Source organism: Nitrospira sp., from assembly GCA_030653545.1.
Lineage (GTDB): Bacteria > Nitrospirota > Nitrospiria > Nitrospirales > Nitrospiraceae > Nitrospira_D.
Genome location: JAURZE010000004.1, coordinates 1 through 22,520, shown reverse-complemented (window position 1 = coordinate 22,520; position 22,520 = coordinate 1). Strand labels below are relative to the sequence as shown.

Below are 22,520 nucleotides of genomic sequence, written 5' to 3'. Positions count from 1 at the left end.
AATTGAGTCATCTCAAACTGCACTCCTTATTTAGTCATGTCACATGGCCGCAGTGGGGGTCAGACACCCCTCTGACCGGACAATGCAAGAACGACATTAAGCCTTTCTGGCACCCATGATCAGCAGGGCCACTCCCCCGGCCAGCGCCAATCCTCCGGCAATGGGAGGAAGCGGAATCGTCTCTTTCTTGTCGACCGTGGCCTGGAGCGGCCCGATGTCGATGATCTTGTTTTGAGTCGTGTACGTAATGCCTTGGTAGGCTAATACCACGAGGCCGAACAGAATGAGGGCGACACCGAGCGTCGTTGTTGTTGTCATGGTCGATCCTTTCATGAGCCCGCGCTCTTACTAGGGCCTGGAATCAGAGACGGCCGGTCAAGGCGAGGATCACGAGAACCAGCAGGATGAGACCCAATCCACCGCTGGGACCATATCCCCAATTGGCACTATGCGGCCACGTGGGCAACGCTCCGACAAGTATCAGCACCAGCACGACAATCAAAATAGTACTCATTTCATGTCTCCTGTTTTACGACATCGGCATACGACAATATGCTTCCGCATCGAGAAAGAAGATGCTGCTACTACAGCTCAGCCCCTGCATCCGACTCGCTCAGCGATGTTCCTATCCGATCATATAGACCCCATACCGCTTAGTGCCGTGGAATGATCAGGCAGAAACACAATCACGTATGGGCGTCAACGCCCGTTCATTCACCGCTCCGCGTGCAACGAGGGGCTGTGCACACATTGGGCATAGATGCGGGCCCAAGGATTGTGAGTCGGAGCGAACTTTTAGAATCGGCGAGCCACATTCGCAACAAGCGACCAGATCCTGTTGGCTGCGATCGTGAAACGATCGGGCTACTCGGCAAGTCATAATATTGCCTCCTTCTATGCCCAGAATGACTGCAATGCCGGCGGGGGTAAGCCTCAGAAAGATAGTTAATTATGGCGGGAAGGCTGTGGGCAGTCTGTTCACAATTGCTCAGAATTGACTCAAGGAAAAACCGGACAGGCATGTTCCGGCCGGCGCACACTGAATACGATGTCGATCAAGAGGGATGCGTCGAGGAACGCAGATCTCGTGGTCCGTCAGGTGCCGAACGAGTCTGCAAACAGAGCGGACGAATAGCCGAGCTGCCGCATATACCCGACAAATCCGTCGAGGAGTAGGAAGTTCTCCGGCCTCATGCCTTTCATGTTCCAGGGGGACATGTTGCGCGGGAAGCGTTGCTGATGCGACGTCACGAATTCGTGGGGGTGACAATAAAACACCACCCGCGGCGACTCCCGGACAATCCGGCGGACCATCCAGGCCAGCACCGGCAAACCGAACGTCCTCAGCGTGGCCAGGTTCAAGGGAAACAGGAGTGCCGAGGGAGCCACCTCGATGATCGAGCTGTGCCCCGGCAGCCGCAGATGAGTTGACGAAGGGCGATACGGCTCGCGCGGGGCGCGAAAATACTTCAGATAATGTACCCGGCCGAAACCGCAATCGAACCGCCTGGCCGGGACCGATGAATCGTAGCGGTATCCTTCGTCTTCCAGCGCACACAACGTGGTTTCGCTGATCCACAAACTCGGTGCGCGGAACACGACCGGGCGAACCCCTGACGCCTGTTCCACCGCGTCGGTGGCGCGCCTGATCCATCTCCGTTGCTGGTGATAGGTGGCCGACCTGAAATCTTCATCGACCTCAAGGCTGCCATGTTCCCACCCGTGCGTACCAAGTTCATGGCCTTGCCTCACACAGTCCTTGATGAGATCCGGGTAGGATTCCGCAAACCGCCCCGCCACAAAGATGGTGGCCTTGAGCCGCCATCGAGTACAAAACTCGAGCAACCCTGCTAATCCGAACTGCGACCCCGGAACCCAATCCACATCAATGGTGAAATGCCATCGCGGGGTCATGGATGCATGTTCGGCCGGTAGACGAAGAAAGGACGTCCGCGGTGCATGAGATGTTTGTGGCAACGCACCGTACTTGTAGAGCCTCTCCAGCTTCCCTGCCTGTTGAGAGATCTCACCCTTCGCGCTGTCTACCCCGTTGTTCGCCTTCGCCTGCACGGTATCCATCAAGGCTTGCCTCTCATCAACTTCGACCGGCTGCTGATGTGAGAATCCCCCATTTTTGCATCATCGAGGTTCCACAATCATGTCCGGCGCTTCCAGGACCATCTGCATACGCTCTACTGCAGGACTCTGCTCTGCAGGCCGACGGTCACGCCGGCAGACAAGCAGGATCTCGTCGACGTTCGTCACGTCGGTCAGGCCGGTCGACCAGGCGAGAGGCCTCTGCAAGAACAGTCCGAGGGGCAGAAACAGCCCGTTGTACCAACGCATCGCCTGCACCGGTTTGTGCGTCAGACCCCAGACCGCAAAGTCGAGAAGCCAGCCGCTCCTGGGCTGCATACCGAACACCGCGCTCTGCTCCAACGAAAAGGAATGCGTTCTGAGGATCGCGAGAAGTTCGCCGGGCTCGTAGCGTCGAACGTGCCCCACCAGCGTGTCGAAGGCGCTCCAGCACGCGGGATGCAGCGGCACGGAAAGAACCACGATCGCATCGTCCTTCGCGACACGGGAGAGCTCGCAGAACGCCTGCTGATCATCTTCAATGTGCTCGACGATATCGAAGGCGCACAGCAAATCGAAGCTGCGGTCAGGGAATGGCAGCGCAGTCACGTCACCGAGCATCGTGAGACCGCCGTGCGCCTTCAGCCGGGAGAGAGCCGGCTGGCTGATATCGACGAAGGATGTCCCCGCAATCGGCAGTCTTGGCCTCAAGCCTGGGCCGATTTCGAGTCGCGCCGGAGCCGAGGCGGCGAGCGCGGAAAGCAGCGGCCAGGTATTAAATCGCTGCGGGAGGGTCACAGAGCTTGCAGACCAGAGTGCGTCGTAGAAACCCTGGTTGCGAGCGGCAATGTCCGAGCACGCCCTGACTTGCGCCGCCTTGGCCGGCGGCGGAGCATGAACGACGTCTGCCGTCTCCTCGCGACAGGACTCACGCGCTGGTGACGCGATCCGGCTCATATTCAAATCCTACCGGCTGCGGAGAACCCACTTGAGCCGGCAAGCCCCCGATGGCTCACTCCGGCCCTCTGCTCTTGAGTCAACACGGCCTCGATCTCCACTAATAACTCGCTTCGGCACATCTCTCCCTGCAGGTAGAGCACCTGCGCATGGGACGGCAACAACGCCGTCAGCATGTCCCGAATCGTCACCGCATGTTCCGGATGCCGAATATAGACTTTGAAGAGCGCCCGCCCAAACCACTGCCCGCGATCAATGCCAAGGAGTTGTTCAGTCCGTACGAGCAACACATTGAGGTTGTGCAGTATTTCCAGGGTCTGTTGGTGAGGCGCGCCGACATGCTCACTCGCATGACCGACGATACTCGCCGTACCGGCGATGAGCAGTTGCGCTCCTGAAAAAGACGGCTGAAGAGTGGCTCGTGCGAACGACGGACTGCGGAGACCATAGACAGGCGGATACTCGTACGCGCTCACCTGCCGAGGATTTTCTATATGCGCGCCAGGCTGCTTCGCCGCCAGAAAATAGATGGTCAGCGGACCGGACAGCGTCCCGACGGCGGTCCCGGCAGGCAAGGTTCGAGGAAATCCCTCAAGCCCCTCGGCCAACGCCTGGTACCGGCCCGCGCAAAAGCGCTGATACCGCTCCAGCCCGTCGGACTCGCTATTGATAGAAGGAAAATAGTTCCACACCCGTAGCAGATGTGGATACCCCAGAGCACGTGCCTGCATAAGCAGCTGTCGATACGCGCGGTAGGTCACCGTATCCAGCAACGCTCCCGGGAGCTCTACCACCTGCAGCGCGCCAAAGAGCACCTCGTCATTCATGGCGCAGTGGATTCCCTCGGCCTGGTGATAGGTCACCGGCAGAGGGCTGGTCCACACCTCGGCTAATGGCGGGTCGCTCAATTGCGGCAGATCGAGAGAGACAACCGGAAGGACACCCGTGCCGCAGGGACTCCCTGAAGTTCGGCCATGATGGACGACCGCCAGGAAGCCGGATGGCGAAGCGCTTAGACGTGTCTGTAACCGCGCCACCTCCATGTATTCCACATGGAATGACTGGACATGGGTCACTGGAAGAAGTGGAGCGGACGCCGTCGACTGCGATCCAACGCTCCGTTCCACCACACACTGGTTTGACTGACCTCGGCTCATCGCGCTGACCTCCACTGGTGCTGGACGCTGCAGCAAAGCCACCGGGTTCACCAAATCGCTTTTAAACTCGATCACCCCGCCGCGCCCCACGTGGACCAGGGTCCTGGCAAATCACCAGCCCCTATTGGGTCTTCATGAAACCGGAACCCCCGTGCGATGGCATCTCCTATGGCAGCAGCGCATCTCCCGCTACGTTTGTATACACCGGGGTGAAAACGAACCCTAAAACCGGAATGAGATACCACATGACCGACGTGTCCGATTGGACGATCCGGACCTTCGTGGCCCCGGCTTTTTTGGCCTCATCGGCGAAGCTCTGGACCGTGGCGTTGAGCGTGGCGTCTCCGACGATCGGTTTGCTCATGAATAGGTTAATCGCATAGTTGCGCGTGTTGATGTGCGTCAGCTTGTCGCCATCAATACCTTTGATACCGCGCATATCACTCGCGGTATCGGTGATGGAGCAGCCGGCGCCGACTCCCATGACTAACACCAACATCGCCATAGCGGAATATCTCATGGTTTCCTCCTGTGGGTAGACACATGCGACGCATGTGCAAGTTCTTGCAAATTTACCGAAATAGACAGCCCACAATCTGTTCACTATTGCTCACATCCTGGCTATTCACCCGGCAAAACACGCCTGACGGTTGCCGGCCTGCGATTACTTCGTAACAGCCGGCTGAAACGCGACATCTATGACTTTGTTTTCCGCGTCCAGCAAAAGCACTGCAGCATCGCCCTTGGACAGCGTCGCCAGTCTTGGCTGAACGAGCGAACGCACCTTGTAAGAGTGCTCTTTCCCGTCCGCGGTCTGAATGACAATGACATTGCCCTTCAAGGGCTTCAGAATCTTGCCTGTGACCTGTTCGAGATTCCCCTTGAGAGGCGACTTCTGCTGCCCGAGGTCCGCCGACCGTTGCACTGATTCCACGCTCCCCATCGTCACGTCGACGATCTTGTCCAACTCGTCGATGAGAAACACGACGTCCGCCCCCACGGGAATCGACGCGACCTTACTTTTTGCAACCGGCCGGATAAGGTGAGTCTCTTCTTTTCCCTCCGTCGTGCGAATCACTGCCTTGTCGTGTCCGGTCGGCATCGGTTCGGCGAGCCGCCCGCGAACCACACGATGGTGGCTGGCCTCACCGGCTTTGTGAACATCGACCAGCAGATTCTGATCGTTGATTGTGATTTCGATCAGATCCCCTACTTTCAGCTCCGGCAATCCCTTATCCTTCCGCACGTTCATAGGGATATACCGCGGCTGTCCCTCACCGGTATTGATTTTGGCCTGGTCGCTTCTGATTTCTTCTACCGTGCCGAGAAGCACACGGTTCTCGGAAAGCAGCTGAGGATCAGCCTCTTTTACTTCCGCAAAAGCATCAGAAACGGGCACAGCCCCGATGAGCCACACCGTGAGCATTAATATTTTCCAGAGAATAGGCTGTGTCATGAGATCTCCTTTCGACTCCATATGCTCGAAGATTGTTGATGAGGATAATGTGCGACACCTACTGCCGCCGCTTATCTAAAGACGGGCCGACTTCTCGGTCCGGTCTGTTTCTTCTCCCGATTACGGCTGTTACCTCTCTGGCGGCATCCTCCCAAATGGCCAAGCGACGGGTTATGAGGGCGGCCCGAGCGAGCCACGTGTTTCTTGTGGGCGTGACTGGGGGAATCTGACAAGCTGGCCGCATCAAAGCTGCCGCTCCCGTTCTCCTGGTTTTTCCGTTCACGGCTCGGCCTCATTGCACGGTGAAACTCGTCATTGACCTTGCCGTCCGGTCGCCCATCGCAACCGTGGTCGTGACGTCATAGATTCCCTTCTGGGCATCGGAAGGCAGGATAATCGGCACCGTGCTGGTAAATGTCCCATTGGCTCGTTGAGTGTTTACTGTCGGATTCGCGACCATCGCCCCATCGTGGCGCACCTCCCGGCTCTCCTGTATCGTCATCGGTTGGTTGTTCGGCGTAAGAATCGTATACGTCGAACTCAGATTCACGGTCTCGCCGGCCCGCGCCGTGCTGGGCTGCGCCTGACCATTCTCCAGGCGTACGACGTTCCCCTGCGAAGCCTGATACCCGGTCGCGGCCGCGGCCGCTGCGCGATCCTTATCCTGCCGCTCGACATAGTTCCCGACCGCGCCGCCGGCCAGGACACCTAACAATCCGCCGATGACGGCGCCTTTTGTTCCCCCGGCAAGGCCTCCGATAACGGCACCGCCGGCGCCCCCGACGCCGGCGCCAATAGCCGTGTCTTTATGATCCGTCACGGTCTTCCCGGCAGACTCACAGCCTGGAATTGCCGTTAATACCAGCAGTAGCGCCGCCAATGAACCGGCCGTGAGTCGGCTCCGGTTGTGTCCTTGCGTGTTCATACAGGTCTCCTTGGTTATGCCGGCGAACCGTCTGATTCGCCTGGCCGTTACATCTGGCGGACTCGATTGATCCGGTCTTCGGTGGCAGGATGCGTGGCGAAAAATCCTCCCGCCCCTGTACCTTCTGCCTGCATCAGCCAGGTCAGCGTGGCGGCCATCATTTGCTTACCATCCCGTCCGGTCCGTTGAAGCAGTTCGGCACCATGGCGGTCGACTGCATATTCCGCGTCTCGCCCGTACGGCCGAGCCACGAGTAAATCCCCTGCCAATGGAACAAGCTCAGCGCCGGGAATCCCGAGCACTCCGAGCAAGACTGCAGCAATGTTCGTTCCGGCTCCGATGGTTTGCAGTTTCGTCACATGCCCGAGATCGGCATGCGCGACCTCATGTGCGATGACACCCGCAAGCTGCTCATCATTGGCCTTCTGAAGGAGTCCGGTCGTCACATAGAACTCCCCGCCGCCCGCATTGGCGGCATTGATATGAGAATCATCCATGATCGCCATGCGAACCGAATCCAGTGCGATCTGGTGATCCATCTTTTGAAGGAGTGGAGTCATCACGGCCTTCAGCCGTTCGGCTTGTTGCGGATCCAAGTGACGAGGGGCTGAATCAGTCTTCTCGCGCGCGACCGGTTGCGAATCTGGCGGTGCGGCTGAAGTGTCAGTCGCGCACCCCCCGATGAACAGGGTCAGACAGAGCACTGCGGAAGCCGGAACACCGGAGCAAAGAATCTTATTCATATCCATGAAGCTTCCTTTCTTATCGACGCGGCCTTGTTCCTGCCGCCACTCCACGGCCGGATGTAATAGCGAGCGGGCTCTGATGTCTGAGGCATCCGAACACGTTGTCCCCTCTCCGCCGCAATTCAGACAACGCCGACAGGGAAACCCGATCGAGGACCCGGCGTCGGGATTGTTCAAATGCTCCGCGACGATGGAGCCGGCACAACGTGGGCAGGTCATCGACTTTTCTACCTATAGTTGTAGGAAGAGCGTGGGACCGCTCCTCCATAAGAATGATGTTGCCTCATAGCCGCCAGCGGGATGCGAAGGAGCGCCTGCCCATCATGAAAACCAAGACGATAGCGCTCAACCTGTGAGGGATAGCACAGGCGTATGAGTTCGACCCGCTCCCTGCCGAGCACCGCATCATGGAGCCCCTCCTCTTCAGCCAACCAGCCTTCCTTCTCATCCCGCTGCTTGGCGTAAACTCGGTTCTTCTGGCACCAGTGAAGACGTGCATCCAGCAGGCGTCGTTGCAACTCCCCGCTTACCTTCTCTGCCACCGCGCCGGATATTGGTACAACCACGCTCTCCGGCATCGCCGGCGTGGAGGCAGATGGAACACGCCCCTGTTTCTGTTCTGGTTGTATGTTCATCACAACCCTTTCTTTTCGGATCTAGGAACCCCGGGTCAACCGAGCCTCACAGTCATGCTCTACCTTTCAGCCGATACCATCTGGTCAATACAGCTCAGGCCGGAAGACGAATGGAACGCCCATCTGAGACTTTCGTTCGTACCGAATCGTTCTCAGAGAAAAACGGGAAGCTGATATATGTGCGAATTGACGGATGGAACGAAGACAGGCCAATCGAATCGGCTCCACGACCACCATGAGAGGGATCGCGGAGCTGTTACCGGCCGAATCAATGCGATGGAGAAACCGAGTGCTTGGTGGCGCGACTCAGCTGACGGTCGCCGCCTTCCGCTCAGCAACTGATCACTTACGGCGTCAAGGTGAAGACTTGCGTTGTATGCTCTCCGGTAATAGTCACGGGCGATGGCGGTGGAGTCTGGGTTGCATACACAATGGTAGGGGTCAGGGCGGAGCCGTGGACAGTATATACACCTGCCACCGCTACCAGCTGCTCCGTGAACAGGATCGGGAGAGGCGTGCTGAACGAGCCAAGCCAAGGCCGGGCAATGGGGAGGGTCAGGTTGTACCCGTAGTCGCCGGTCTGCGGCGTACTCGTGAGTGTTGTGGCGACCTGCGATCTCACGGTCACGACAGGACCACCGGTCAACGATTGCGTCGCTGCAACAATGACGGCGTCGCCATCATCCGACCGACTCACCGACACGGTGCCGTTCATGCTCTGGGATGTGGAGGGCTGCAACGTGATCGGCGGAGCCGGCATTGCGTTCGTGCTGATGGTCGTGATGCTTGTGGTGCTTGCCACCGGCACTCCTGCGACGACTTTAGTCGCACGGTCATCCGCGGCAATCACGACGTCGTAGTTGGCCGGATCCAGACGGGCGAGCAGGAATCTTCCGGTATTGGGATTCGGCACCGTTGCCCGGATGATCGCACTGTTGACTTGAGCCGACACGACGACATGGCTGCCAAGCAGAGCGGTGTCGACAAAACCTTCGATGCCATTCAGCGCAAATGGAATGACCTTGATCACCGGCTTGAGCCCGTAGGTCCCGTTTTCGCGCCTGACAATGGATTTGCAAGCATCAAAGTCGAGCAACAGATCGACATGTTGCCCGGCCCCTACATCGAACGGGCGGATTAATTTAATCCCCGATCGTATTGCGCTGGGCATATCGAGGGGGATTTCATTTCGTGGCGGTCCTGACAAGACGACTGAATTGACAGGTGGATTGCTGCCGTTATTCTCGACCAGCACCAGACGCAATTGGGTGTAATGTCCTGGCTGCAAGGGCGTTTCACCGAGGCTTTCCAGAGCCAAATTGGGCTGCGTGGCATCATTCAGATTCAGCAGATTGATTCTACGCGGGGGATTGAGAGTGATGTCGGTCCAACCGGCGGCGTTTTCATTCGCCGAGTCGCTCTGATGGACTCTCACTCTGCTGACGGTGACATTCACTTCATCGAAACCGCAGGCCGGTGCATCGGTCAGAGACACGCTGAGGGCGCCTGCCTGTGCGCTGCCGGCACCACCACCGGCATCGCCACCACCGGCATCGCCACCACCGCCACTACAGCCGGCGCATAAGCCAACCGCCAGCAAGCCCATGAACCCGAAGAATAATCTGCCCAAGCTTCCAACTGTTTTCATATATTGCCCCTGTGCATGTATCTATTTTCGACCAGAAACGTATCAGCCGACTCTTGGGAGAACGACGCCACATAACGATTCGTGGGCATGGCCTCATCTGCAATCTCGCCACCATTCAAACAGCACCGACAGAAAACACGGTAGTGGGAGCCTTCAAACCCATCCACCAGCTCTTACCCGACGATGGGGCCGCAACAGCCTTGTCCGTCCTATCGACCTGTCAACGGACCGTAGGATCTCCGGACCCGGCGAATGAATGGCCATACTCTGCCTATCGGCTGAAGACGTCTGGTCAATGCAGCTCAGATGCAAAGACAGAGAAGAAGATCGAGAGCGAGTCGCTGGTCAGACCGACGTGAGCAACTTTGAACAGATACGGCTCCTGAATTGTCTTACCGTTACGCGATTCCGATTTCAGTCTGGAGGCTCTTGGGTCGTCAGTTATTCACAGTCCAGTCCAACCGGGAAACTCTGGATCATTCCCGTGGGACGGAAGAAGAAAACATGCCCGTACTCGGGAGAATGGAATGAAGCCATGGGAAACACGGTAGCCGATACGCTCATCGAGCGACTGATCGCCTGGGGCGTCGACACGATCTTTGGCTATCCCGGCGATGGCATCAACGGACTCTTTGAAGCCCTGCGAACCCGCCAGGACCGTATTACATTCATACAAGTCCGGCACGAAGAGTCCGCGGCATTCGCGGCCTGTGCCTATGCCAAGTTCACGCATCGCCTGGGCGTCTGCCTGGCCACCTCCGGTCCCGGCGGCCTGCATCTGATCAATGGTCTCTACGATGCCAAATGCGATGGCCAGCCCGTGCTCGCGATTACCGGCCATACCTACCATGACTTGATCGGCACGCACTATCAGCAGGACGTCGATCTCAATAAAGCGCTTGTCGACGTGGCGGCCTACAACGAACGGATCAATGGACCATCGCATGTCTTGAATGTCGTCGATGTGGCCATCAAAACCGCGCTTGCGCGCCGGACCGTGGCGCACATTACGATTCCAAAAGACGTGCAGGAATGGACCGATGATCAGGGCTCTCCGGCAAATATCCCGCGGCATAGCGGACACCTCGCGAGTGAGGCGCTGCCGCTGCCCGGGAGCGCGCTGCTTGAACAGGCCGCGGAGATCATCAATGCAGGATCAAAAGTCGCCATCCTCGCCGGCCGGGGGTGTCTCTCCGCGCGGGACGAGATTCTGCATCTGGCCGAAAAGGTGGGAGCCCCCATTATTAAGCCGTTACTCGGGAAAGCCGTGGTGCCGGATGATAGCCCGTACACCACCGGAGGCATCGGGCTCTTGGGGACGGCACCTTCTCAGGAAGCGCTGGCGGATTGCGACACGCTGCTCATCGCCGGCACGAGCTTCCCCTATCTGGAGTTCTACCCCAAGCCCGGGCAGGCCAAGGCCGTGCAAATCGACCTCGATCCGGTCCGTATCGGCCTTCGCTATCCGGTTGAGGTGGGATTGGTCGGGCACTGCCCGAATGTGTTACGGGCGCTTCTCCCCCGCATTGCGGTCAAAACCAAACATCCCTTCCTCGAAAAGATCCAGGGGCAGGTAAAGGATTGGAACACCCTCATGGACAAACGAGGGAGCCGCATGGACAGGCCGCTGAAGCCGCAGGTAGTCGTCCATCAACTCAACGACGTGCTCGCCTCGGATGCCATCATCTGCTGCGATACAGGCACGGTCACGACCTGGGCCGCCCGACACATCCGCATCAAAGGCGATATGCAGTTTTCGGCCTCCGGTACGCTCGCCTCCATGGGCAACGCGCTGCCCTATGGTGTGGGAGCGGCAGTGGCGTTTCCCGGCCGGCAAGTGGTCTGCATCGTCGGCGACGGAGGCTTTACGATGTTGATGGGAGAATTGGCGACCATGGTCAAATACCAGTTGCCGGTGAAGATCATTCTGCTGAAGAACGACCTCTTGGGCATGATCAAATGGGAGCAACTGGCCTTTGAGGGCAATCCGGAATTCGGGGTCCAATTACAGCCGATCGATTTCGCCCTCTATGCGAAGGCTTGCGGTGCGACGGGGTACACCGTGGAGGATCCCGCACAGGTCGGCGACGTGCTCCGTCAGGCCTTTGCTCAGCCCGGACCGGTGGTCGTCGAGGCGATCATTGATCCTCTGGAGCCGCCTCTGCCCGGCACAATCACACTGCAGCAGGCAATGCACGTTGCGGAAGCCTTAGTCCGGGGACAGAAAGACCGCTGGGACATTCTCAAGACAATCGTCGAGAACAAAATCCGAGAGATCGTTTAAACCGCTTCATACCAGGCACGTCATGACAACAGAAAGAGGTCACGCATGAAGATCACAGAAAGGGCTTCGAAGTGGAGGCCTGGCACTCATTCAGAACAGATGTGGGAGACGAGCATGACACACGACGAAAAAGAGCAGCTGATCCGTCCATGGATTGACCCGGAAGAGCGGGTCACCGTGCAATTCCTCGATGCGACGGATCTGAACGCCGAAGTCACCGGCTGCAACGATGCCTCCGTGACGCTCTCGATCGAGACCACCGTGTCTCATATGAATCAACACATTTCAATTCCGCTTAGTCACGTGGAAGTATCGGAGGACTCCTCGCACTACACACGAGATCCGGACCGCCCGTTGCAGCGACGCCGGTTGATGCTGGTCATCGCGGAGAAGCGACCACCCATCATTTACTAAGAAGGGATGTACTTATGAGCACGGCAGCTATCGCGACAACGTTTCTGTCCAAACTGAGCACACGGGAAAACATCGCCGAAGGCACGATGGCCTTTCGGTTTGAGAAGCCGGAGGGGTGGACGTTCATAGCCGGCCAGTATGTCGATATGACTCTGCTGAATCCTCCGGAGACGGATAGTGAAGGAAACACACGAACTTTTTCGATCGCGAGCGCTCCCCAGGATGACCTCTTCATGGTCGCGACGCGCATGCGTGACACCGCGTTCAAACGCGTGTTGCAGCGCCTTCCCATAGGAACAGCCGTCAAGATCGAAGGCCCGTCCGGTGCCTTGACGCTGCACGACGATGCCACGCGAGCGGCGGTCCTGCTGGCAGGCGGTATTGGCATCACGCCCTTTCGAAGTATGCTGCGCTGTGCCACGAAGGAGAAACGCCCGCATCGCCTCATCCTGTTCTATTCCAATCGCCGACCGGAGGATGCGCCATTCCTCGATGAACTTCTGGCGCTGGAACGGGATAATCCGCACTACTCGCTAATCGCAACCATGACCGACATGACGCAATCCCATCGGACCTGGCCCGGTGAGACCGGCCTGATCACCAAAGAAAAGCTTGCCACGTATGCGAATCACGCCGCCTTGCCCGTCTACTACATTGCGGGGCCGCCTAAAATGGTGAAAGGGTTACAGACGATGCTTCGTGAAATCGGCGTCGACGAGGAAGACATCCGCGCGGAAGAGTTCGCCGGGTACTGACGATACCCTCGCCGAGCGTCCAGGAGCGCTGGCGGAGGTGACCGAACTTGCGAGCGCTCCGTACGGAGAACCCCATGGCCAACACGTTTAAGCGTGGTGACCGCATTGAATGAACCGCAGAGAGGCTGGACCGTTACGATGAGCACGCGCGCCTCAACACAACTGCCTGCAGTCTTCACTATCGGGCACTCCACCCGGTCGCTGGAGGCTTTCCTCAACCTCTTGCACACACACGGCGTGAAACATCTTATCGATGTGCGCACCGTCCCGCGTTCTCGTTATAACCCGCAGTTCAATCACGAGACACTTCCGCAACCACTTCGACAAGCCGGCATCGACTATACACACCTGGCTGAGCTCGGGGGGCTTCGTCACGCTCTCCGGGACTCGCCTAACAGAGGCTGGCGCAACGCCTCATTCCGCGGCTACGCCGATTACATGCAGACCGCGTCATTCCAAGCAGGGATAGAAACGCTGATTGGGGTAGCCAGTCGTGAACGAACCACGATCATGTGCGCTGAAGCGGTGCCCTGGCGTTGTCATCGGTCGCTGATTGCTGATGCGCTGGCGGTGAGAGGAATTCCGGTCGAGCACATCACAAGCATGGCACATCCTAAACCTCACACCCTCACGCCATTCGCCAAAGTGAACGGCACACACATCACCTATCCGGCTGAACACGAACAACAGTCGCTCCTTCATTCATTCGATGGGACAACCCAGTAGCACAGGTAACTTTCAACCAGAAAGCGAGGTGTGGAATGGCGAGGAAAGCGACTACGAGAAAACCAACGGCCCCTCCTCCTGCGGTCAGACCAAAGGAGGACGAGCTGGCTTACGAAATGTGGCTGACTCGAGAAGTTGAACAGGGACCCGTGGAAAATCGAGGTGCGGCAGAAGGCCTCTTACTTGAAGAGCTTCAACGCCGGGGCCCCCAGAAGCGGTCCGGCGATAAGATACCAAGAACAAAAGCTCAGAAATGAACTATTCGTACCGTCAAGGTTGTCCCCGTCGTTTTTGAACCCCTGATCTTCAGAGAGCCCTTGAGCGCCAGGACGCGCTCTCGTATGCCGATAATGCCGAGCGACTGGGCGCTCGAGATCTGCTCCCTGGTGATCCCTTTCCCGTTGTCATGCACCGTCAAGACAAGATGAGTTTTTTCATCCATCAAAGACATCACGATCTTGGATGCGTTGGCATGCCGGGCCACATTCGTGAGGGCTGCCTGGCCGATACGAAAGATAGTAATACCCCCTTCACGGCTACACTTGGTGTTCCCCATATTCGTCTCAAATTTGCAGGGTATTCCCGTATATCCGGTGAACTTCCGTGCCTCTGACTTTAAGGCTTTCACCAGCCCCAACTCATCCAACAGGCCAGGACGCAAGTCATCCGCGATTCGTTGGACCGTCCGGATCATGGTCATAACCAGCGCCGTCATCGAGTTGATCTTGTCCCGCAACGGCTGTTGCCGTGCCGTCACCTTGCCGGCGATCCAGGACAATCCCAACTGCACGCATGTCAGCGCCTGGCCCAGCTCATCATGGATCTCCCGGGCAATGACGGTCCGTTCATGCTCCCGTGTGGACAACAGACTTGCGGTGAGGGCGCGCAGCTGGTTCCGCGACAGCTCGAGGTTCTCTTCCGCCTGCTTCAAACGGACCAGCATGATGTGGCGCTCGCCGACGATGGCGTCCACCTGGTGAGTCCTCAGCGCGTGAACCAACTCCTCTGCCGCTGCTCCCTTGATCTGCGGTTTGCGGAGCGGCGGTTTCCGGGGCCTCATTGCTCACCACCGATCAGTCTGAGCGCGGCAAGCACATGCCGCGTATCGCTGAGGTTGCCCAATAGAAGAACCTTGGGCAGAGGCTTGATCAGGATCAAGGTGGGGGTCACCAGCACATGATGGGTGTACGCGGTCGCGGCGTCTTTCAGCACGTCTACGATGGTGATCTTGTGCCGCCCCGTGAGGTGTTCCTTGCAGAGTCTGGCCAGGTTATCTCTGGCTTGCGTCGAATTGGACTCGTTGCCGGCCACGAAGAGCTGGAAGACATAGGTATTCTCTCCGGCCGGCGCCGTCCGGCGCGTCTTGAGACTGCAAGATTTCATCATCGGACTCCCGTGTACCTGCGCCCCATCGAATAGACCGACCGGGCTGCTCTTGTGAGCTAGGTCTTCTCCAGCTCAATTCCTCGATCAGTAATGTGGAATTCGTGGAAGAGGTCGGAATGTTTCGAGCCCCGCGACTTCATGACGAGCAACTGGCGTTTCATCGCATGGCCGACCGGAAGATGGCGAAGCAGCACCACGGTGTCGATAATGGACGAAATACCGATGCCGCTGATCTCTGCGACGATATCAAGGCCGGTTGCCTGATTAAGATAGAAACAGGTGATCCCGCGTTCCCGGCAGTCGTTCAGCAGCCGCATCAGGTACTCAAAGGCCGCCTGCTCCGAGCCCATGCGTTTGCAGGCCGAGATCGCATCCACCACGACGTGCTGAGGCTGCAGCTCATCCAGGGCTTTCAGAGCATGAAACAAATGCTCCTCCACGCCCATCGCTTCCGGCAGGTAGGACCGGATAACCAGCGTCCCGCGCTTGATCAGCGGCCCCAGGGCCAGGCCCGGGCTCAGCATGTTGCCGACCATCGATTCTGCCGACTCCTCGAAATTGAGATACAGCACGCGCTCGCCGCGTCGGCCGGCAGCCTGAGCGAAAATGCAGGCCAGCGTGGTCTTTCCGCTACCGGCAGTCCCCACGATCAACGTGCTGGCCCCGCGCCTGAAGCCGCCGGCGAGCACGCCATCGAGCCCGGCCAGGCCGCTGGATACTTTGGGACCGAGCGGACGATGCTGCAACACGTTGCTGGTGATGGGAATGACGTTGATGCCGTCCTGACTGATGACGAAAGGGTACTCGTTACGGCCATATCCGGCCCCCCGATACTTGACCACTCTCAGGCGGCGCGTGGTGATCTGTTGCGTGACCCGCTGATCGACGTGAATGACGCAATCCGCCATGAAGTCCAGAAATGCGTACCGGGGAGATTCCTCCTGCGGGACTGTTTTGACCGTCATCATCGTCGTCAGTTTTTGGTCCAGCAGCCATTCGTGGAGCGAATATAATTCGTGTCGCTCGCGCATGGGGCTGTCGTACAGATACAGCAGCGCATCCACCGCATCGATCACGATGCGCCGGGCTCGCATGGCCTTGGCCTTCTGTCCGATGATCGCCAGCAGCCCCTTGATGGAAAAGTCGCCGGAGACCACCGCTTCAGGACTGATCCGGGCATCCAGCAGGCACAGCAGGCCCTTCTGCTCCAGCCGGGCCACATCCCATCCCAAGCCGGCGGCGTTTTGGCGCACAGACGCGACACGCTCTTCGAACAACACGAGAATGCCCGGCTCGCCGGCATCGGTGCCCGCCAACAGCCATTGCAAGCCGATGATGCTTTTCCCGCTCCCGGGGCCGCCGCCGACCAGTGTCATACGTTCGGCAGGCAGGCCTCCGCCCAGCACTTTGTCCAGCCCGACGATGCCGGTCGGGATCTTTCTGATCTGTTTCCTGTTCTTCCGCAATCCGGCCTCCTCTTGTTCGAGCACCCTTCGCGTTGGTCTGGCCACCGTCCCCCCTCCTCTCGATGAGATCGCTCCCCGGTTTGTCAGTGCAGACGCCGATGGAGGCGCATGAGCAATACAGGGCATACATCAGGAGTCGCTCCTGATACAGTGAGCAACATTTTCGCGGCCACGGGAGGAGACGTTGCAATGACGACTATTGTGTTGGCGGATGACCATGTTGTCGTGAGGCAAGGGCTGCGGGCGCTGCTGGAGTCGGATCCCCGATGCGTCATTGTGGGCGAAGCGGCTGACGGGCTCGAGGCAATCGAACTCGTCAAGCGGAAGAAACCCCAGGTGTTGATCGTCGACCTGATGATGCCTCGACTGAACGGGCTCGACACCACACGAAAAGTCCTGCGCCTCAAATTGGATACCCGTGTCATCATTCTTTCCATGTGCGGCGATGAAGCCTATGTGTTGGAAGCCTTGCACAACGGTGCTGCGGCTTATGTGGCCAAAGAATCCTGCGGCAACGAGCTCCTCCAGGCCGTACACGAAGTGGTTGCCGGTCGGCGTTACCTGAGTCCAAGGCTTTCCGATTCGTTCCGTGGTTCATATACGGCAAAAGGCACCCTGCTGGAAAAGGCTCAGACAGGTTCGCCGAGCCTCCCTGATACACTGACCGCCCGCGAGCGACAGATCCTGCAGCTCGTCGTGGAGGGAGCGACCAACCGCGATATCGGCATTCGACTGAAGATCGGTTCCCGCGCCGCCGAATCCCATCGTGCCGGCTTGCTGCGGAAGATGCGGCTGCACTCCCACCGGGACCTCATCCATGCGGCCCTGCAACGCGGAGTCCTGCCTATGGACGAGCCCAAATCCACGAAGGGAAACGCTAAGAAGTCAGGAACCGCGAGACGGACCACCACAAGAACAGCGGCGGCGCGGTCAGTCGTGAAGCACGATATTCAGTAGCGAGCTATGCACTTCCAGCCCACCGTTATACTTGATGAAGCCCAGTTTCTTGAACCGGTTCAGAAAAAAGCTGACTCTGGAACGCGTGGTGCCGATCATGTCGGCCAGCATTTCTTGGCTGATCTGGGGAATCACCGGGACGGGCTGCCCTTCCTTGCCGAAGTGGGCCATCAGCAGGAGAATACGCGCCAGCCGCTTCTCGGCAGAATTAAAGAGGTGATCGACCAGATCCGCTTGGATGCGAATGCTGTGGGACAACAGATACGCCACGAACAGGGCGGAAAAAGCGGGCTCGTCGTTGAGCACGCGAATCATGGCGACCCTGTCGATACGCGCAATCGTGGATACTTCCAGTGCGGTGGCGGTTGCCATGCACACCACCTGTCCGGCGAGACAGCCTTCACCGAAAAAGGCCCCGGGCTCCAGAATTCCGACGACGGCTTCCTTGCCCTGCGGTGAAACTACGGTGAGCTTGACTCTGCCTGTCTGGACATAGAATACCGCATTCGCCGCATCCCCTTGGGAAAAGAGCACATGCTTCTTTGTGGACCTCAGCATGGTCGTTCCGTTGCCCACCTTGGCAAGGAAGGTCTTGGGATCAAACCGTGCGACTTGAATAGGAGCCGTTCGCGCCACGCTGGATGGTTTCGACTTTGCTGAATCCGTTTTCGCTGCGGCCATCGCTATAAGTGCCCCTTCTGACGCCCCATTTGCCCAATCGTTTGATTTTCTCCCACCAAGAACTCAAATTCTGATCAATATTGCTCAGAACTAGACTCCGATCCCATCGGCACACAGACACAACCTTGTTCGCCCCAATGTTTCGCGCGTGCAGGAGACGGCTTGACGTGGAACTTCCTGGATGTCGCATCCATGACCACCCGAGCCCGGCCGAACGGACATTTAGTCGTGGAGCACAACGCTGAGGAGCGAGCTATGCACGTGGAGTTCGCCGTTGTATTCGACAAAGCCCAGCTTGCGGAACTTATTCATAAAGAAACTGACACGGGAGCGCGTCGTTCCGATCATCTCGGCCAGCGTTTCCTGACTGATCTTGGGAATCACCGTCTCCGGCTTGCTCTCTTTCCCGAAATGCGCCAGCAGCAACAATACCCGGGCCAGGCGCTTCTCGCTGGAATTGAAGAGCTGATCGACTAAGTCCTCTTGAATACGAATATTGTGCACCAGCAGCACCGACATAAAGAACTCAGCAAATGTGGGCTCATCATGCAACAGACGGATCATGACGTCTTTGTCGATGCGCACAATACTGGAATCTTCTACCGTGGTCACTGTCGCCGGACGAACGTTCTGCCCGGCGAGGCAGGATTCACCGAAAAATTCCCCTCGCTCAAGAATCGCAATGACGGCTTCCTTGCCTTGCTGTGAGACGACGGTCAACTTCACCTTTCCCGACTGGATATAGAAGACGGCGTCTGCCGCATCTCCTTGGGAAAAGATCATCTTCTTCTTTGGAAAGGTCAGCATCGTCTTCCCGTTGCTGACCGTTTCTAGAACTTTCTGGAAATCAAACGGCGCTGTTCGCTTGGCTGCCATATACCTACCTCCCGAAATCGGGTACCTTGCCTCTCACTTGCTCCCTATCCGAACGCTCTCTGCCTGCCTCGCCGGTTCATCACAGGCTCAGCGCCGTAAGGCCGCCGAGTACCGGAGACACACACTCTGCGACACCGTCACCTTCCGGTGCGGATGAAACGCGATCCAGCCCCCGCTAGCGGGAACGATTCAGGAAGTCCGACCGACCGGGCCCCGGCGTCGCCGCCTGCAGCTGATTCATGTGGTGCTGCAATTCGATCAGCGCCTGCCCCATCTGCTTCACTGAGCAATGGCGCAGCGCATGGATATTCTTCCCCGTCCAGATCCGCATCCCCTTCCGGGATGGGGAATTCATGGTCAGGACAAACGTTTGCGATGTGTTCTTCATAATTTCTCCCGTCACGCGTGTGGCCCGCCATCGTGCTTTCGAACCGGCCATTGATGGTGATGTCATCCGGATAATCCTTTCAGGCTGCTCGAAAGACCGCGAGCAGGTCGCTCAGCACCATGGTTTTCTGCTTCACAATCCCCCGCTCCGTTTTCAACGCCTCCACCAGGGCCATCTGGGACGCGCCCCCCTTGAGACAAGCCTCAATCAACGACCGGATACGATTGCACTCTGCCTCGACCTTATCTCTGACCACCCGATTCACCGAGAGCAACTCCAATGCTATGCTCCTGGCTCCGGCAAAATTCGCGTCCAACTCAGACTCATCGGCGCGGCCCCGGGCCTTTTCATCCAGGGCACGGTCCATGGCTTGCGCCAGGAATAGATACAACCGTGACAAGGCGTCCGTCGTCTCGATGTGGATGGAGACTGTCGCGTGCGTGGTCATAGACCCTCTCCTTCTTATCCAAGACTCCGCCGCCAGTTGGACGACGGAACAAGCAAGACTCGCTGACTGAACCACACTGGCAGGAGGTTACCGGGACAAGCCTTTGATGCTGACCGAATCCTCATTGCTTGAAGATTGCTTGAAGATTGCTTGAACACTCTAGGCTCTTTAAGTAACTTTAGTCAACTACTCCATTGCACAGCTCCACAAGAGTCTATACAGTTAACTCTTATTATTTAACTCGTAAAACTACCAGGGAGATGACCCGTGACCATTGCGCTTTTTATCAAGAATCGATTGAAAGAACTGAGACTGGGGCAGAAAGATCTCGCGCACGCCGCCAACGTGACCGACTCGTACATCTCGCAGCTCATGGCGAACAAGAAGCTTCCTCCGGCGCCGAACCGCACCGACATGTACGACAAGATCAGTCGAGTATTGAAATTGCCGGACGGGCAGCTGGCCAAACTCGCCGACTTGCAGAGGCGAGAGCACCTCAAGAAACGATTGGGAGACCAGCCGGCCCCCTTGCTGCGCGACGTGCGCGAGCTGATCCTTCGCAAATGCAACACCGACAAGAACGGCGAGATTCGCGTGATTTTTGAAAAGCAGCCGTTCGGGGAACTCGAGCGGTTTGTCACGCAAAAGCTCCTCAGCGTCGCCAAAGGCGTCGCCAGGAAGGAGCTCGACAATCAGGTCTGGATGCGCCAGGTGGCGCGCCTCAGCAAGAAGACGTACCCTCAGATGCGGGTGACGGTCCTGCAGTTTCTGGACACCACGATCTTCGATCTCTCGAACGACAACTGTATCGCCTTTCTGGATCCCATGATTGAATCCTGGGACATCGACCTCGCGACCTTCTGTATTGAAGTCGTGCTCAATCGCCGCATCGCTCCCGGCCACCAGAAGCGGTTTGAGTTTATCGAGAAGGGTCCCGCGGCATCCACAGAGGAGGAACCTGGACTCACTGAGTTTCTAAAGGATGCGTCACTGAGCGGGGAAGCGACCGAGGAAGAGATTGCGTTTCTGCGCGCCCTGCGATTCGGAACGAGACGACCCACTGCCTTCTACTATTATCGGGAGCTCCAGAGTCTCAGAGACCCGCTGCATTTCCGTGCGCCGGACCGGTCGCGTTCACGGTAGCCAGGCACTTCGGACTTATCGCGACTGCACATACGTGAGGGCCAACGCTACCACCCACGCGACCAGGTAGAACCCCAGCGACAATTCCGGCCCAATGTCTCGCCATGTTCGCATCGTTCGCCCCCTCTGGACTTCTCAGCTTCTTGCTCGTCCGCCCCTCGCGACCGTCGATCCGGGTACCCGCGCCCGGGTTCGAACCGACGGAGGAGGGACCGCTCTATTGGCTTCGATTCCCGGATCCGTTGCCTCACCGCAGAGCAGGCAGCGCCACCCCACCACCGCGTCGGCACAAAACGGCTCGTTCATCGAAGTAATGATCATCAGGCCCTGACAACGTGGACATTTCATAATACCCCCCATCAGATGACGGCATGGCAGAAAAGCGTTTACCGCATGCCCCGCCACTTGCTCTCCAAAAATCGGACCGTCACCGAGCCGATCCGCAGCCCCTTCAGGGGCTGCAGAAGGACTTCCGATTCTTTTTACCAAGCTCTCAATACTGGGAAGCGCCTTGGCTCGTACTTCTTGTCCGCTCTGCCCCCTGACAGCTCTGTTCGGCCAAGAGTCGCTGTCCGGCACTCGCATCCTTGGGAATTCTCGCCAAACACAATTTCAGTGTGTCCTCCACTGAGCCCGATGCCATGACATTCATCTCGCCCGTCGCGAGCGGAGCGGCCGATGACGTCGTCCGGGGATCTGCCGCTTGGCCCTCGCCCGTCGGCACTATCGCACTCATCACCAGACATCCCGTCAAAACAAGTTGCTTCACGAATAACTGGATTCTCATGATTTCTTCCTCCTCGGTCGGATTGTGTAGGGCCCTTGATGGCGCTTCATGCCGGGCCCGCTCACTGAAGCGCAGCTGACGATTGCCCCGGTCTCGTTTCCCTATCGTGCGCCTGGGTGCTCTGCCGCCGGACAGATGTCGACCGCACAACAACCGCGGAATTCGACGCACCCACGCCTACCCAAATTGAAGGAAAGAAACGGAACCGTCTTTCTAGAAGCGGTGGAGACCGGGGAATCAGACGCGCAGAAAAGAAAAATAGACGGGATGCGCGAGGGATGGGACAGTCGGCGTCACTCACACCGCCATACACTCACCCTACGAGCCGCATCGGCGAGAGTCAATGCACGGATAATGCGAAGGCCTCGCAACAAGGCGATTCCGTGAGCAGAATAATTATTCTCCCTGAGATTCCAATCCACGTCCAAGCTGAGACGATCTTGGCGTTTTCGACAATGCCCCTGGTCACAGCTAGTGTAGTGATTCATGCTGTTCTTGTCTTATCCAGAGCGCTCTTGGCCCGATTCACTTTCGCTAAGATTTCCTGCGCGGATTTGGTCCACACAAAGGGGGTGGGCTGGGTATTGCGGTGGGTCATGTAGGCGTCAA

25 protein-coding genes are annotated in these 22,520 nt (G+C 57.9%); 6 read left to right on the top strand and 19 right to left on the bottom strand.

What is annotated here, in order from left to right; genetic code table 11:
* Window positions 1-96 precede the first annotated feature (96 nt).
* The 11 genes from Q7U39_00190 to Q7U39_00140 all read right to left on the bottom strand — a co-directional run bounded on the left by Q7U39_00190 (window position 97) and on the right by Q7U39_00140 (window position 9,600).
* The gene (locus tag Q7U39_00190) at window positions 97-318 is read right to left on the bottom strand and encodes a hypothetical protein (GenBank protein MDO9116346.1); all 222 of its coding nucleotides are present in this window, start codon (window positions 316-318) and stop codon (window positions 97-99) included.
* A gap of 43 nt (window positions 319-361) precedes the next feature.
* Window positions 362-514 carry a DUF3309 family protein gene (locus Q7U39_00185; GenBank protein ID MDO9116345.1) on the bottom strand — a complete coding sequence of 51 codons (153 nt, stop codon included), beginning with the start codon at window positions 512-514 and terminating at the stop codon, window positions 362-364.
* A 581-nt stretch (window positions 515-1,095) separates the two neighbouring features.
* The gene (locus Q7U39_00180) at window positions 1,096-2,079 is read right to left on the bottom strand and encodes a polysaccharide deacetylase family protein (GenBank protein ID MDO9116344.1); all 984 of its coding nucleotides are present in this window, start codon (window positions 2,077-2,079) and stop codon (window positions 1,096-1,098) included.
* Between the two features lie 60 nt (window positions 2,080-2,139).
* Complete coding sequence (locus Q7U39_00175) at window positions 2,140-3,033, bottom strand: class I SAM-dependent methyltransferase (GenBank protein MDO9116343.1); 894 nt, start codon at window positions 3,031-3,033, stop codon at window positions 2,140-2,142.
* Window positions 3,034-3,035: 2 nt separating this feature from the next.
* Window positions 3,036-4,190 (bottom strand): hypothetical protein, encoded by a 1,155-nt coding sequence (locus tag Q7U39_00170; GenBank protein ID MDO9116342.1) that lies wholly within the window; start codon window positions 4,188-4,190, stop codon window positions 3,036-3,038.
* Window positions 4,191-4,356: 166 nt separating this feature from the next.
* Window positions 4,357-4,710: a hypothetical protein gene (locus tag Q7U39_00165; protein ID MDO9116341.1), complete on the bottom strand. Its 354-nt coding sequence runs from the start codon at window positions 4,708-4,710 to the stop codon at window positions 4,357-4,359.
* Window positions 4,711-4,854: 144 nt separating this feature from the next.
* Window positions 4,855-5,646, bottom strand: coding sequence for a hypothetical protein (locus Q7U39_00160; protein MDO9116340.1), 792 nt, complete (start codon window positions 5,644-5,646; stop codon window positions 4,855-4,857).
* A 292-nt stretch (window positions 5,647-5,938) separates the two neighbouring features.
* Window positions 5,939-6,571 (bottom strand): glycine zipper domain-containing protein, encoded by a 633-nt coding sequence (locus Q7U39_00155; protein ID MDO9116339.1) that lies wholly within the window; start codon window positions 6,569-6,571, stop codon window positions 5,939-5,941.
* Between the two features lie 47 nt (window positions 6,572-6,618).
* Window positions 6,619-7,536 carry a M48 family metallopeptidase gene (locus Q7U39_00150; GenBank protein MDO9116338.1) on the bottom strand — a complete coding sequence of 306 codons (918 nt, stop codon included), beginning with the start codon at window positions 7,534-7,536 and terminating at the stop codon, window positions 6,619-6,621.
* Between the two features lie 8 nt (window positions 7,537-7,544).
* Window positions 7,545-7,952, bottom strand: coding sequence for a hypothetical protein (locus tag Q7U39_00145; GenBank protein MDO9116337.1), 408 nt, complete (start codon window positions 7,950-7,952; stop codon window positions 7,545-7,547).
* A gap of 346 nt (window positions 7,953-8,298) precedes the next feature.
* A complete protein-coding gene (locus Q7U39_00140; GenBank protein ID MDO9116336.1) occupies window positions 8,299-9,600 on the bottom strand; it encodes a DUF4382 domain-containing protein in 1,302 nt (433 codons plus the stop codon).
* Window positions 9,601-10,135: 535 nt separating this feature from the next.
* On the opposite strand from Q7U39_00140, the gene Q7U39_00135 reads away from it, so the two are divergent.
* From Q7U39_00135 to Q7U39_00120, 4 genes are all read left to right on the top strand, one after another.
* On the top strand, window positions 10,136-11,884 hold the full coding sequence (locus Q7U39_00135) for a thiamine pyrophosphate-binding protein (protein MDO9116335.1): 1,749 nt from the start codon (window positions 10,136-10,138) through the stop codon (window positions 11,882-11,884).
* A 114-nt stretch (window positions 11,885-11,998) separates the two neighbouring features.
* Complete coding sequence (locus Q7U39_00130) at window positions 11,999-12,298, top strand: hypothetical protein (protein ID MDO9116334.1); 300 nt, start codon at window positions 11,999-12,001, stop codon at window positions 12,296-12,298.
* A 14-nt stretch (window positions 12,299-12,312) separates the two neighbouring features.
* Window positions 12,313-13,053, top strand: a complete 741-nt coding sequence (locus Q7U39_00125; protein MDO9116333.1) for an FAD-dependent oxidoreductase — start codon at window positions 12,313-12,315, stop codon at window positions 13,051-13,053.
* A gap of 138 nt (window positions 13,054-13,191) precedes the next feature.
* On the top strand, window positions 13,192-13,779 hold the full coding sequence (locus Q7U39_00120) for a DUF488 domain-containing protein (protein ID MDO9116332.1): 588 nt from the start codon (window positions 13,192-13,194) through the stop codon (window positions 13,777-13,779).
* A 247-nt stretch (window positions 13,780-14,026) separates the two neighbouring features.
* Here Q7U39_00120 and Q7U39_00115 read toward each other — a convergent pair whose 3' ends face one another.
* Genes Q7U39_00115 through kaiC form a run of 3 tightly spaced genes read right to left on the bottom strand, consistent with a single transcriptional unit; the run spans window position 14,027 to window position 16,676 of the window.
* Entirely contained in the window at window positions 14,027-14,839 is an 813-nt protein-coding gene (locus tag Q7U39_00115) for a sensor histidine kinase (GenBank protein MDO9116331.1), read from the bottom strand.
* Window positions 14,836-15,165 (bottom strand): circadian clock KaiB family protein, encoded by a 330-nt coding sequence (locus tag Q7U39_00110; protein MDO9116330.1) that lies wholly within the window; start codon window positions 15,163-15,165, stop codon window positions 14,836-14,838. Before Q7U39_00110 ends, Q7U39_00115 begins: the two co-directional genes overlap by 4 nt.
* Before the next feature lie 56 nt (window positions 15,166-15,221).
* Window positions 15,222-16,676: a circadian clock protein KaiC gene (gene kaiC, locus Q7U39_00105; protein ID MDO9116329.1), complete on the bottom strand. Its 1,455-nt coding sequence runs from the start codon at window positions 16,674-16,676 to the stop codon at window positions 15,222-15,224.
* A gap of 144 nt (window positions 16,677-16,820) precedes the next feature.
* On the opposite strand from kaiC, the gene Q7U39_00100 reads away from it, so the two are divergent.
* Window positions 16,821-17,588: a response regulator transcription factor gene (locus tag Q7U39_00100; GenBank protein MDO9116328.1), complete on the top strand. Its 768-nt coding sequence runs from the start codon at window positions 16,821-16,823 to the stop codon at window positions 17,586-17,588.
* Here Q7U39_00100 and Q7U39_00095 read toward each other — a convergent pair.
* The 4 genes from Q7U39_00095 to Q7U39_00080 form a co-directional block, all read right to left on the bottom strand.
* Window positions 17,562-18,269, bottom strand: a complete 708-nt coding sequence (locus Q7U39_00095) for a Crp/Fnr family transcriptional regulator (protein ID MDO9116327.1) — start codon at window positions 18,267-18,269, stop codon at window positions 17,562-17,564. The genes Q7U39_00100 and Q7U39_00095 overlap by 27 nt on opposite strands.
* A 222-nt stretch (window positions 18,270-18,491) precedes the next feature.
* Window positions 18,492-19,145, bottom strand: a complete 654-nt coding sequence (locus Q7U39_00090) for a Crp/Fnr family transcriptional regulator (protein MDO9116326.1) — start codon at window positions 19,143-19,145, stop codon at window positions 18,492-18,494.
* Window positions 19,146-19,320: 175 nt separating this feature from the next.
* The gene (locus tag Q7U39_00085; protein MDO9116325.1) at window positions 19,321-19,599 is read right to left on the bottom strand and encodes a hypothetical protein; all 279 of its coding nucleotides are present in this window, start codon (window positions 19,597-19,599) and stop codon (window positions 19,321-19,323) included.
* Between the two features lie 13 nt (window positions 19,600-19,612).
* Entirely contained in the window at window positions 19,613-19,981 is a 369-nt protein-coding gene (locus Q7U39_00080) for a hypothetical protein (protein ID MDO9116324.1), read from the bottom strand.
* Window positions 19,982-20,248: 267 nt separating this feature from the next.
* Here Q7U39_00080 and Q7U39_00075 point away from each other — a divergent pair, with 267 nt between their 5' ends.
* A complete protein-coding gene (locus Q7U39_00075) occupies window positions 20,249-21,124 on the top strand; it encodes a hypothetical protein (protein MDO9116323.1) in 876 nt (291 codons plus the stop codon).
* Window positions 21,125-21,617: 493 nt separating this feature from the next.
* Here Q7U39_00075 and Q7U39_00070 read toward each other — a convergent pair whose 3' ends face one another.
* Complete coding sequence (locus Q7U39_00070) at window positions 21,618-21,911, bottom strand: hypothetical protein (GenBank protein ID MDO9116322.1); 294 nt, start codon at window positions 21,909-21,911, stop codon at window positions 21,618-21,620.
* Window positions 21,912-22,520: the final 609 nt, after the last annotated feature.

Bases quoted from the DNA above. Each gene is read 5' to 3' on its own strand.
- Q7U39_00190 (MDO9116346.1), bottom strand. From the start codon at position 318: ATGACAACAACAACGACGCTCGGTGTCGCCCTCATTCTGTTCGGCCTC.
- Q7U39_00185 (MDO9116345.1), bottom strand. From the start codon at position 514: ATGAGTACTATTTTGATTGTCGTGCTGGTGCTGATACTTGTCGGAGCG.
- Q7U39_00180 (MDO9116344.1), bottom strand. From the start codon at position 2,079: ATGGATACCGTGCAGGCGAAGGCGAACAACGGGGTAGACAGCGCGAAG.
- Q7U39_00175 (MDO9116343.1), bottom strand. From the start codon at position 3,033: ATGAGCCGGATCGCGTCACCAGCGCGTGAGTCCTGTCGCGAGGAGACG.
- Q7U39_00170 (MDO9116342.1), bottom strand. From the start codon at position 4,190: ATGAGCCGAGGTCAGTCAAACCAGTGTGTGGTGGAACGGAGCGTTGGA.
- Q7U39_00165 (MDO9116341.1), bottom strand. From the start codon at position 4,710: ATGAGATATTCCGCTATGGCGATGTTGGTGTTAGTCATGGGAGTCGGC.
- Q7U39_00160 (MDO9116340.1), bottom strand. From the start codon at position 5,646: ATGACACAGCCTATTCTCTGGAAAATATTAATGCTCACGGTGTGGCTC.
- Q7U39_00155 (MDO9116339.1), bottom strand. From the start codon at position 6,571: ATGAACACGCAAGGACACAACCGGAGCCGACTCACGGCCGGTTCATTG.
- Q7U39_00150 (MDO9116338.1), bottom strand. From the start codon at position 7,536: ATGACCTGCCCACGTTGTGCCGGCTCCATCGTCGCGGAGCATTTGAAC.
- Q7U39_00145 (MDO9116337.1), bottom strand. From the start codon at position 7,952: ATGAACATACAACCAGAACAGAAACAGGGGCGTGTTCCATCTGCCTCC.
- Q7U39_00140 (MDO9116336.1), bottom strand. From the start codon at position 9,600: ATGAAAACAGTTGGAAGCTTGGGCAGATTATTCTTCGGGTTCATGGGC.
- Q7U39_00135 (MDO9116335.1), top strand. From the start codon at position 10,136: ATGGGAAACACGGTAGCCGATACGCTCATCGAGCGACTGATCGCCTGG.
- Q7U39_00130 (MDO9116334.1), top strand. From the start codon at position 11,999: ATGACACACGACGAAAAAGAGCAGCTGATCCGTCCATGGATTGACCCG.
- Q7U39_00125 (MDO9116333.1), top strand. From the start codon at position 12,313: ATGAGCACGGCAGCTATCGCGACAACGTTTCTGTCCAAACTGAGCACA.
- Q7U39_00120 (MDO9116332.1), top strand. From the start codon at position 13,192: ATGAGCACGCGCGCCTCAACACAACTGCCTGCAGTCTTCACTATCGGG.
- Q7U39_00115 (MDO9116331.1), bottom strand. From the start codon at position 14,839: ATGAGGCCCCGGAAACCGCCGCTCCGCAAACCGCAGATCAAGGGAGCA.
- Q7U39_00110 (MDO9116330.1), bottom strand. From the start codon at position 15,165: ATGATGAAATCTTGCAGTCTCAAGACGCGCCGGACGGCGCCGGCCGGA.
- Q7U39_00100 (MDO9116328.1), top strand. From the start codon at position 16,821: ATGACGACTATTGTGTTGGCGGATGACCATGTTGTCGTGAGGCAAGGG.
- Q7U39_00095 (MDO9116327.1), bottom strand. From the start codon at position 18,269: ATGGCCGCAGCGAAAACGGATTCAGCAAAGTCGAAACCATCCAGCGTG.
- Q7U39_00090 (MDO9116326.1), bottom strand. From the start codon at position 19,145: ATGGCAGCCAAGCGAACAGCGCCGTTTGATTTCCAGAAAGTTCTAGAA.
- Q7U39_00085 (MDO9116325.1), bottom strand. From the start codon at position 19,599: ATGACATCACCATCAATGGCCGGTTCGAAAGCACGATGGCGGGCCACA.
- Q7U39_00080 (MDO9116324.1), bottom strand. From the start codon at position 19,981: ATGACCACGCACGCGACAGTCTCCATCCACATCGAGACGACGGACGCC.
- Q7U39_00070 (MDO9116322.1), bottom strand. From the start codon at position 21,911: ATGAGAATCCAGTTATTCGTGAAGCAACTTGTTTTGACGGGATGTCTG.